Consider the following 8,876-nt stretch of genomic DNA (forward strand, 5'->3'; position numbering starts at 1 on the left):
GGGGCACGGGCGGGGGAGTGGCGGGGCGGGGCTGCGGGGGCGCCGTGGCTCCGTCGGGCGCGGTGGTGGTCACGATGCGGCTCCTTCGGCTGTCGTCAGGCGACCGGGTTGGGCTGGCGCAGCAGGGTGTCCGCTTCCCGGACCATCTGCCGTACCGCCTTCTCGGCGGAGGTGTTGCCCAGCAGCGCCGACTGGAGCGGCTGGCACATGCGGTTCTGGAAGTTGCCGCCGGCTCCGGCGAACCAGTTCGGCGGGTCGAGCACGGCGATCTCGCCCGCGGCCGCGTAGGAGGACTGGGGGTCGAGCTTCGCGTAGGCGGGGAGGGCCTGCACCGGTTGGTAGGCCGGGATGTGCCCGGCGCTGGCCCAGATCATGCTCTGCTTGATGATCTCGGCGATGTACCGGTGGGCCTCGTGGCGCCGGGCCGGGTCGGGATTGTCCTGGTGCGGCAGTACGAAGCTGTGCGAGTCGGCGTAGACGGCCGGCCGGTCGAAGACCTGCGGGAAGGGGGCCGCCCCCAGGTGCTTGATGCCGGACTTCCGGAACGTCGGCAGCTCCCACTCCCCGGCCATGATCATGCCGCCGCGGCCGTCCATGAACGCGGCCATCGCGCCGTTGTAGTCGAGGTTGTTGGGATTCGTCCGGCCGTCGAAGAGCTGCTTCATGAAGGTCACGACCTTCACCGCGGCGTCGATGTCGATCTTCGGCGGGCCGCCGTCCGGCAGGGTGAAGGACGCGCCGGTCTGGGCGTACAGCGCCGCGAACTGGCGCCAGCTCTGGGCGGTGTCGGTGACGTGCCCGAAGAGGACGCCGGACTTCCCGGTCACTTCGGCGAGCTTCTTGCCGGCCTCCAGGAACGCCTCGGGCGACCCCATCGGTGCCAGGTGGCCGGACGGATCGAGCAGACCGGCCTTCTCGGCGGCGTCCTTGTCGTAGAAGACGATGAAGGGGTGGACGTCCAACGGGACGGCGTAGACCGTGCCCTGGTGCTGGGCGCGCTTCCAGATCGCGGGGGCGAAGTCCTTCTCGGTCACGCCGAATTCGGCGAGGGCGTCCAGGTCGATGGGGTCGAGCAGTCCGCCGGGGGCGTATCCGGCCAGGCGCGACAGGTGCAGCACGGCCACGTCCGAGGCCCGGCCGCCGGCCGCCGACATGGCGAGTTTCGTGTAGTACGACGGACCCCAGTCCAGGATCGTCCGGTCCACGTCGAAACCGTCACCGCCGCGGGAGACGGCCGCGATCATCTCGTCCATGAGCATGCCGTCGCCGCCCTGGAACAGGTCCCACACCTTCAGCGAGGAGGCCCCGCCGGCACTGGCCGGCGAGGCACAGCCGGCCAGCGGACCCGCGGTCAGCAACGCCGCCGCTCCGGCCGTTCCGTAACGCAGCAGCCGTCGCCGGTCGACGCCGGTCGCCCGGTTCGGGTCCCAGGCGCCGAGCGGCCCACGGGCAGGGGGTGCAGAGCTCATCACTGACCTTTCGACGGCCGGACGACGTGCCCGGCCGAGGGCAGGGGCCATCGGCGCGGCAGCCACCGGCCGCCCGTGCACATCGAGGTGATCCGCATCGGATCTCCCGGTGCGGTGGCTTGTTTTTACATCGATGTACATTGGCTGTAAAGAGCTGGGTCATCACCCGCGTGCACCGGACGCACCCCTCGTCCGGTGCTGCCGAGCCCTCTCGGCACACCGGAAGGGCACCCATAGACTCGGGGCGGACCAGGGGCAGGGAGGTTGCAGGTGGCACGGCCGAGGATCAAGGACGTCGCACGGCACGCGGGGGTGTCGGAGAAGACGGTGTCCAACGTGCTCAACGACTACGTCCACGTCTCCGACCGGACCCGCCGGGTCGTGCAGGAGGCCATCGACCACCTCGGCTACCGTGTCAACCTCGCCGGACGGCACCTGCGCAGCGGACGCACGGGCATCATCGCCCTCGTCGTGCCGGAACTCGACGTCCCGTACTTCGCCGAACTGGCCCGCCATGTCGTCCGGGAGGCCGAAAGCCGCTCCCTGACCGTGCTGATCCACCAGTCCGGCGCCGACCGGGAACGGGAGAAGGCGGCGCTCGCCGGCTTCGGTTCGGACTTCGTGGACGGTGTCATCCTCAGCCCGCTGGCCCTCGCACCAGAGGACCTGCGCGCACACACCGGCATCCCGCCGACCGTCCTGCTGGGCGAACTGCTGACCGACGGCGCCGACCATGTGGCGATCGACAACGAACAGGCGGCCCGCGAGGCGACCGAGCACCTGCTCGCGCTGGGACGCCGGCACATCCTCGCCGTCGGCGGGCGCGACGACGAGGGCGTCGGCACCGCGCACGCACGCACCCGCGGCTTCCGCGCCGCGCTCGCCGAGGCCGGCATCGCACACGACCCGGCGTCCCTGCTGCCGGTGGAGGCCTTCCACATGAGCGACGGAGCCGCCGCCGTCCGTCGAGTACTGGCCCAAGGAGCCCGGCCGGACGCCCTGTTGTGCCTCAACGACCAGTTGGCGCTGGGAGCACTGCGCACGCTGCACGCCTACGGGGCACGGGTGCCCGAGGACGTGGCCGTCATCGGCTTCGACGACGTGGAGGGCGGCCGGTTCAGCGTGCCCTCACTGAGCACGGTCGCCCCGGACAAGGAGGCGGTGGCCCGGGTCGCGATCGACCTGCTGCTGCGCCGCATCGACGAGGCGACGCGCCCGGACTCCCGGCTGGACGACGCGGACCGTCACGGATCGGCGAGTCCGCAGGACCGCGTCGTGGCGCACCGGCTCGTCCTCCGCGAGAGCACCGAGGGGGCGACGGGGCGTGAGGGGGTGTGGTGAGCGCCCGGCACCCCAAGTCCCGGACTGGGCTCGCAGGTCTTGATCGGCGTTCCGGGCACCGCATAGCGTCAGGACGGTGGATGCGACGTACCGGCCCGCCGCGCGGGTCGTCTGCCTGGACCCTGCCGACCGCCTGCTTCTGCTGCGCTGGCGGGACCCCTTCGACGGGAACTGGCTCTGGGAGCCGCCCGGTGGTGGCATCGAGCCCGGAGAGACGCCGCTGATGGCGGCACGACGTGAACTGGCCGAGGAAACCGGCCTCGATCCGGCTGCCGTCCTGGACCACTCGGTGCTCGTCGACCGTGATGTGCGGTGGAACGGCAAGCGGTACACCGGGACGGAGCGCTTCTTCGTCGCTCGGTTCGCCGAGGAGCAGCCGCCTCTGGTGCGGACCGGTCTGCTCCCCGAGGAGCAGGCCAGCCTGGACACGCATGCCTGGGTCGCGTGGTCGGATCTCGGCACGCTGACGGACCCGGTCGAGCCGCCGCAGCTGCTCACCGTGCTCGGAGACCTGGTGCCGGACGGCCCGTGGCGTGGTCGTGGGTGACGTGTCGATCCAGGAGGGCGAGCCGGACGGTCATCTCGCGGCGCTCGCGGTCACACGCGGGTGGTGTCACGGCGAGGTGTGCGGGGAGCGGAGCACGAGCAGCGTGATCTCGCTGGGGGCGAACACGCGGAACGGCGGGCCCCAGAAGCCGGTGCCGCGGCTGGTGTAGAGGAGGGTGCGGGCGCCGTGCCGGGTGAGGCCGGCCAGGGCGGGCTGGTCGAGGCGGACCAGGTGGTGGAAGGGCCAGATCTGGCCGCCGTGGGTGTGCCCGGAGAGCTGGAGGTCGATGCCGGCGGCTGCCGCCCGGTCGACGAACTTGGGCTGGTGGGCCAGGAGCAGGACGGGCAGGTCGGGGTCGGCGCCGTCCAACGCACCGGCGAGGTGGGCGCGGTGGCCGGCCAGGCCCGAGGATTCCGCGGTGACGTCGTCCACGCCGGCCACCACCAGGGCGTCGCCTCCGCGTTCGAGCAGCAGATGGCGGTTGCGCAGCGGCTCCCAGCCCAGCTCGTCCATCAGGTCGACCCAGCCCTGGGCCTCGCTGTAGTACTCGTGGTTGCCGGTGACGTAGACACGGGCATGGGCCGCCTGCACGGTACCGAGGGGGAGGGCCTGGGCGCGGCGGCGTTCGGCCGTGCCGTCCGCGATGTCGCCGGTGTGACAGACCAGGTCGGCTTCCAGCGTGTTCACCGTCTCGCACACCCGTGCCGACCAGCGGGCGCGATCGAGCGGACCGTAGTGGGTGTCGGTGATGAGAGCGACGCGGAGGCCGTCCAACCCGGCGCCCAGTCGCGGAAGTTCCACGTCGAGTCGGCGCACGCGTGGCACGCGGCGGGCTTCGGCGTACCCCCAGGCGAGCAGTGCGGCGGCGGTGCCGAGGACGGCCCAGGTGACGATCCGGGCGCGGTCCTGGCTCTCCCCGACGCCGGCCACGGTCAGGGCGAGCCGCAGGAAGACGCCGAGCAGAACGGACCACGTGAACAGGACCCAGCTGGCGCCCAGCAGGGTGTCACCGACGATCGCCGCCCGGTCATGCTGGCGTCGCCCGTGGCCGCGCACCATCGCGAGCGGCATGCATATGAGCCCGAGGGCGAACAGGGCGGTGCCGACCAGGGTGACGGGCAGCGGCCAGTGCTGGCCGGTATGCAGGAGCACCCAGCAGGGCACGGCCCACAGCAGGACGGGGGCGATCAGGGGGACGTAACGCATCACGCGGTGCAGTCCGCTCTGCCGCGGTGCTTGCGCCTCACCCTCGGTGGGCCGGGTGTCGCTGGTGTCGGTCACGCTTCCCCTCCCTGACCGGGTTGCCGTCTCGCGCACTGTATCCGGTCGCCCCGGTGGATCGGCCGGGACGGCGGCTGACGATCCCGGTCCGGGGCGACCCCGTCGCCGTCAGGACGGTCCGCGTAAGATCACCCCGAAGGGGGCAGTGACGTGATCATGAAGAACTACCGGTGGTGCGTGGCGACCGCGGCGGCTGCTCTGCTCCTGACCGGCTGCGGCGGCGCTGACGGCGGTACGGAGAACGACGGCGCGAACGGCAAGTCGGTGGCGCTCACCAAGGAACTGGTACGGCAGGTGCTGCCCGACGGCGAGGCCATGCCGGGCTGGAAGGAGTCCACTCCGCCCACGGCCGTCGACATGAACGAGCTCTACCGCCAGCAGGCCTGCCCCAGCAAGGACAACGCGGGCTGCCGGAACGCCCGCTTCTTCGGCGCCTCGACCTTCCGGCCCGACGGCGACGCCACCATCGTCAGCTTCCTGATCATCGCCTACGACAGCGAACAGTCCGCCCGGAACGCCTACGACGTGCTCTGGGACGGCCCCTACAGCAAGAAGGCGGGGCAGGGGGCGAAGCCGTTCGAGCTCGGCCCGATCGGTGACGAGCGCGATGCCCGGTTCGGCACCTCCGGCTTCCAGGGGGAGCCCGGCGCCGTGACCCAGACCCGCGTCGGCACGACGCTGCTGTGGACCGAGTCGGCTTCCCCGGCCAAGGGAGGCATCGACGAGGACCTTGTCCGGAACCTGGCCAAGGTGCTGGCGGAGCGGTCCCGGCAGGCGCAGCACGGGGACACACCGTCCGCCGCGCTCGACGGCTGACCAGCGGGCACGGCAAGTCCCGCTGGTCATGGGCACATTGGCCGGGACCACCGGCCGCCACACTGGCGCCGAGGGCGGCTCAGGCTCCCTGGAGCCGCAGCCGGAACGCGGGGCAGACGTCCGGGTCGTCGTCCGTGTAGAGGTAGGTGCGCCCGTCGCCCTCGGCGATCGCCAGGGAGTCGAGGGTGTCCCCCTCCAGGAAGCGCTTCGGCGTGGTGAGGTCGAGGGTCAGGCGCGCGAACTCGGTGGCCGAGGTGCCGCCCTGCACCACGGACCAGGTGCCGGACCCGTCGAAGGTCTCGCCGAGTTCGCTCCGGTACCAGTCACCGGTCGGCCAGTCGTGCACGGTGACCGTGCCGCTGCCCGGCTTGCCCTGCGACGCCTTCAGGGTGAGCGTCACACCCTTCGCGTCGCCCTCTCCCCGGTAGGTGCCGGCGAGTTGCCCGGGGGTCGCGCCGACGGCCTGCTTCCCCATGCAGGCCTCGACACTGGTGGGCGCCGACGAGCAACCCGGCAGACAGGTCAGCAGAGCCAGCACGGCGGCTGCCGCCGGCAGACGTACTCGGGACACCGACTCACTTCTCCTTCGCCGGAATGCGCTCGGTCCAGACGATCTTCTGGTCCACGGACGAGAAGGCGCCCTCCTCGCGGTTGAACTTCTCCAGCCAGTCGTAGTAGCCGACGTAGTGCAGGAACGACTCGTTGCTGGTGTTGTTCTTCAGGGTGTACTCGACCACCAGGGCGCCGTCGGGGTCCTGGCCCTTGACCGTGTACTTCAGGTTGTACGAGCCGGTGAACGCCTCGCCCAGATGGTCCTCGTCGCCGGTGACGATCGCCGGCAGGTCCGTGGTGACGAGCTTCTTGAACGCGCCCAGCTTGCCGCTCTCCGAGATCGAGTACGCCACGCTGCCCTGCGGCTGACCGGTGGACCGCCACTGCTCCAGCGTGTCCAGCCGCAGCTGCTCCATGCTCTCGCTGGACCTGATCAGCTCGGTCATCTCGTCGCCGTAGTGGTAGTCGCGGTGCCGGGCGCCGCCGCCGGTCACCCAGTCCCAGCCCAGCGAGTACGGATCGTCCGAACTGAGCCCTGGATAGGGCCCCTTGCCCTGAAGTGCGAGGTCCAGCGCGTTGTACGCGTCCTCGCTGATCTTCTTCGTGGAGTCGATGTCGGTGAGCCCCGGGTCCTTGGTGAACCACTGGCCCAGGCCGATGTCGGCCATCAGGCTGAAGGCGAGGTTGCGGTCGGCCGTGACACCCCGCCTGAGGATCTGGCCGATCTCCCGGTCCGCCGCCTCGATGGTCTTCTTCTCCTCGTCGGTCAGCTCGACCTTGCAGACGTTGCCGACGATGTCCGGGGACAGCGTCCCGTCCGCGTTGATGTACAGGCCCTTCTCCTTGGCCCGCCGCGTGGCGTCCTTGAGGTCCTTCTGGGCGGACTTCAGATCGCCCACGCCGTCCTCGACGACGCGCCGGGCCGCGTCCGCCACCTTCGCGGCGCTCTCCAGCTGGCGCTCGATGTCGTCGATCATCCGCCAGGCGTACGGGGCCGCCGCCCCTTCCCAGTAGCCCTTGTCACGCAGCGGCGTGAGCGCTTCGTCGTGCATGCGCTTGCCGAGGCCCTTGATGTCCCGGTGGATGCTCTCCCAGCGGTCCGCCAGGTCGTCCAGCGCCGACAGGTCCACGGCCAGCAGGGTGAGGTAGAAGGTCTCCGCCATCAGAAGTCCTCCAGCGCCGAGCGGACCCGCACCTGACCGGCGGTCTGGCCCACGGCCATGTCCGTCTTGGTGTAGGTGCCGTCGCTGAGGCGCAGGCTCTCGGCGATGTGCGCGAGCCAGGCCGTGACCGTGCCGGCCTGCCGCTCCCACTGCCGGTGGGCGAGCCGGACCGCCCGCGCCGACTCCAGCCCCTCCAGCGCGCCCACCGCCTTCAGCGCGGGCTCCTCCAGGGACGCGGCCGGCTTGTAGAAGTGGTCGTAGATGTCGTCGATCTGACCGGCGGCCTTCTTGAGTACACCGGGCGCGATCTTCAGGTCGACCGGCCGTCCGCCGGCGGGCGGCGGCGGGAGGAGGCCGGGAGTGGCCGGTTGCAGCGGCGGCCGCTCCAGCGGGTCGACGGTGCTGCTCGCGGGCGGCGCGGTGTAGTGCCCCTCCCAGCCGGGAAGCACCTTGTGCCGCTCGATCTCGTCCGGGGACAGCGGAAGCTTCGCCCCATCCGGCTCCGGAAGCCGGTCGTCCCCTGCGGCCTTGCCGCCACTGCCTGCGGTTTTACCGTCGCTCATGTGTGATCCCCCGTTTGGTGTCGTCCCTCAGATAATCATGCTGATGGCCGGGTGATCACATCCGGGCTACGCAGATCCGGCGCCGGCTGCCGAGGCGGTCTTACGTGTCTGGTGGCGAGTGCGAGCTCAAGACGAGGGCGTGACCGGCGCCCGCAGGCCGAGCCACTGTTCGGCGTCCCAGGCATGGAACCGTTCCACCTCGGTGAAGCCCAGCTTTGCCGCGAGGCGCATGGAGCGGTCGTTGGCGCTCTGGGTGGTGAGCACCACCGGTTCGTCGGGGAGGACACTGTCGAACCAGTCGAGGGCCGCCGCGCACGCTTCGGCGGCGTACCCGTGACCCCATGCTCGCGGCAGGAACAGGTAGCCGAGATCGACCTTCCCTGCGGCAGCCGGGCGACGGTGCTCCGGTGCCCTCCGGAGCAGTATCTGGCCGATCATCGCCCCGTCGAGGTCGACGACGAGACTGCCGGGCCACCGCTCGGGGACCGCAGGCATCTCGCGTTCGAGCTCGTCGCGCCGGCGGGGGCCGCCGAGGTAGGTGTGCACCTCTGGCGACGCCAACAGCTCGACGAACACCGCTCGGTCCCTGGCCTCGGGTGCACGGAGCACCAGCCTCTCGGTCCTGATCGGGGCAGGCGGCCAGGCAACAGGTCCGAGATCAGTCATGCCGGCCAGCCAATCAGCAGGCTCAGCAGTGATCAAGCCGCTTGAGAGCGATCCACCCTGAGGGGAGGCCCGCCAGGACGGTGTGTCAGACCACGGGGAGTCGGGCGACCAGCAGTTCCACCCTCTGCGCGGCGTCCTCTGCGAGACCCGCGCGGTCGCGGCCGCTCCGGCAGTACGCGTCCCGCAGCCCGCCTGACACCACCTCGGCTCCCGCCCGCAGCCGTACACACCTCTGAGGCCGGCGCAGGGCACAAGGCCTGTGCCGGCCTCACCGGTTAGCCCGGGATCAGTACTTGGTGTACTTCACCCAGTCGTAGCGGGCCGTCAGCGGAGTGCCGGGGTAGCTGAAGGGGCCGAGCCAGCCGTCGACCCCGGTGCCCGGCCACAGGTTGGCCATGATGCGCATCGGGTGGGTGGGGAGCGCACCGCGCGAGCCGTTCTCCTGGTGGACGAGCTTGCCGTCCACGAACCAGTTGAA

At 71.0% G+C, this 8,876-nt stretch carries 10 protein-coding genes; 3 read left to right on the forward strand and 7 right to left on the reverse strand.

Translation table 11 applies throughout. The annotated features are described in order from the left end of the window. Positions 1-95 precede the first annotated feature (95 nt). Positions 96-1,469, reverse strand: coding sequence for an extracellular solute-binding protein (locus GTW67_RS20255; protein ID WP_161166227.1), 1,374 nt, complete (start codon positions 1,467-1,469; stop codon positions 96-98). A 270-nt stretch (positions 1,470-1,739) separates the two neighbouring features. Here GTW67_RS20255 and GTW67_RS20260 point away from each other — a divergent pair, with 270 nt between their 5' ends. Together GTW67_RS20260 and GTW67_RS20265 are read left to right on the forward strand one after the other, a co-directional pair. Further along, on the forward strand, positions 1,740-2,810 hold the full coding sequence (locus GTW67_RS20260; RefSeq protein ID WP_161166228.1) for a substrate-binding domain-containing protein: 1,071 nt from the start codon (positions 1,740-1,742) through the stop codon (positions 2,808-2,810). Positions 2,811-2,886: 76 nt separating this feature from the next. After that, positions 2,887-3,357: an NUDIX domain-containing protein gene (locus GTW67_RS20265; protein WP_161166229.1), complete on the forward strand. Its 471-nt coding sequence runs from the start codon at positions 2,887-2,889 to the stop codon at positions 3,355-3,357. 66 nt (positions 3,358-3,423) lie between these two features. Here GTW67_RS20265 and GTW67_RS20270 read toward each other — a convergent pair whose 3' ends face one another. Next, positions 3,424-4,638: a metallophosphoesterase gene (locus GTW67_RS20270; RefSeq protein ID WP_161166230.1), complete on the reverse strand. Its 1,215-nt coding sequence runs from the start codon at positions 4,636-4,638 to the stop codon at positions 3,424-3,426. Between the two features lie 156 nt (positions 4,639-4,794). On the opposite strand from GTW67_RS20270, the gene GTW67_RS20275 reads away from it, so the two are divergent. Next, positions 4,795-5,454: a hypothetical protein gene (locus tag GTW67_RS20275; protein WP_202437468.1), complete on the forward strand. Its 660-nt coding sequence runs from the start codon at positions 4,795-4,797 to the stop codon at positions 5,452-5,454. 79 nt (positions 5,455-5,533) lie between these two features. Here the strand turns inward: GTW67_RS20275 and GTW67_RS20280 are convergent, their stop codons facing one another. The 5 genes from GTW67_RS20280 to GTW67_RS20300 all read right to left on the reverse strand — a co-directional run. Then, a complete protein-coding gene (locus GTW67_RS20280) occupies positions 5,534-6,025 on the reverse strand; it encodes a hypothetical protein (protein ID WP_161166232.1) in 492 nt (163 codons plus the stop codon). A 4-nt stretch (positions 6,026-6,029) separates the two neighbouring features. Further along, the gene (locus tag GTW67_RS20285) at positions 6,030-7,169 is read right to left on the reverse strand and encodes a hypothetical protein (protein WP_161166233.1); all 1,140 of its coding nucleotides are present in this window, start codon (positions 7,167-7,169) and stop codon (positions 6,030-6,032) included. Beyond that, positions 7,169-7,732 carry a hypothetical protein gene (locus GTW67_RS20290; RefSeq protein ID WP_161166234.1) on the reverse strand — a complete coding sequence of 188 codons (564 nt, stop codon included), beginning with the start codon at positions 7,730-7,732 and terminating at the stop codon, positions 7,169-7,171. Before GTW67_RS20290 ends, GTW67_RS20285 begins: the two co-directional genes overlap by 1 nt. Before the next feature lie 126 nt (positions 7,733-7,858). Then, entirely contained in the window at positions 7,859-8,398 is a 540-nt protein-coding gene (locus GTW67_RS20295) for a GNAT family N-acetyltransferase (RefSeq protein ID WP_161166235.1), read from the reverse strand. A gap of 286 nt (positions 8,399-8,684) precedes the next feature. Continuing rightward, positions 8,685-8,876 (reverse strand): family 16 glycosylhydrolase (locus GTW67_RS20300; protein WP_161166236.1); only part of this gene is annotated, 192 nt, incomplete at its 5' end.

Origin of the sequence: Streptomyces sp. SID5910, assembly GCF_009862125.1 — a bacterium.
Taxonomy (GTDB): domain Bacteria; phylum Actinomycetota; class Actinomycetes; order Streptomycetales; family Streptomycetaceae; genus Streptomyces.

What these genes read in the sequence shown, in the direction of transcription:
- GTW67_RS20285 (WP_161166233.1), bottom strand. Translation starts at nt 7,169, where the DNA reads ATGGCGGAGACCTTCTACCTCACCCTGCTGGCCGTGGACCTGTCGGCG.
- GTW67_RS20275 (WP_202437468.1), top strand. Translation starts at nt 4,795, where the DNA reads ATGAAGAACTACCGGTGGTGCGTGGCGACCGCGGCGGCTGCTCTGCTC.
- GTW67_RS20295 (WP_161166235.1), bottom strand. Translation starts at nt 8,398, where the DNA reads ATGACTGATCTCGGACCTGTTGCCTGGCCGCCTGCCCCGATCAGGACC.
- GTW67_RS20290 (WP_161166234.1), bottom strand. Translation starts at nt 7,732, where the DNA reads ATGAGCGACGGTAAAACCGCAGGCAGTGGCGGCAAGGCCGCAGGGGAC.
- GTW67_RS20255 (WP_161166227.1), bottom strand. Translation starts at nt 1,469, where the DNA reads ATGAGCTCTGCACCCCCTGCCCGTGGGCCGCTCGGCGCCTGGGACCCG.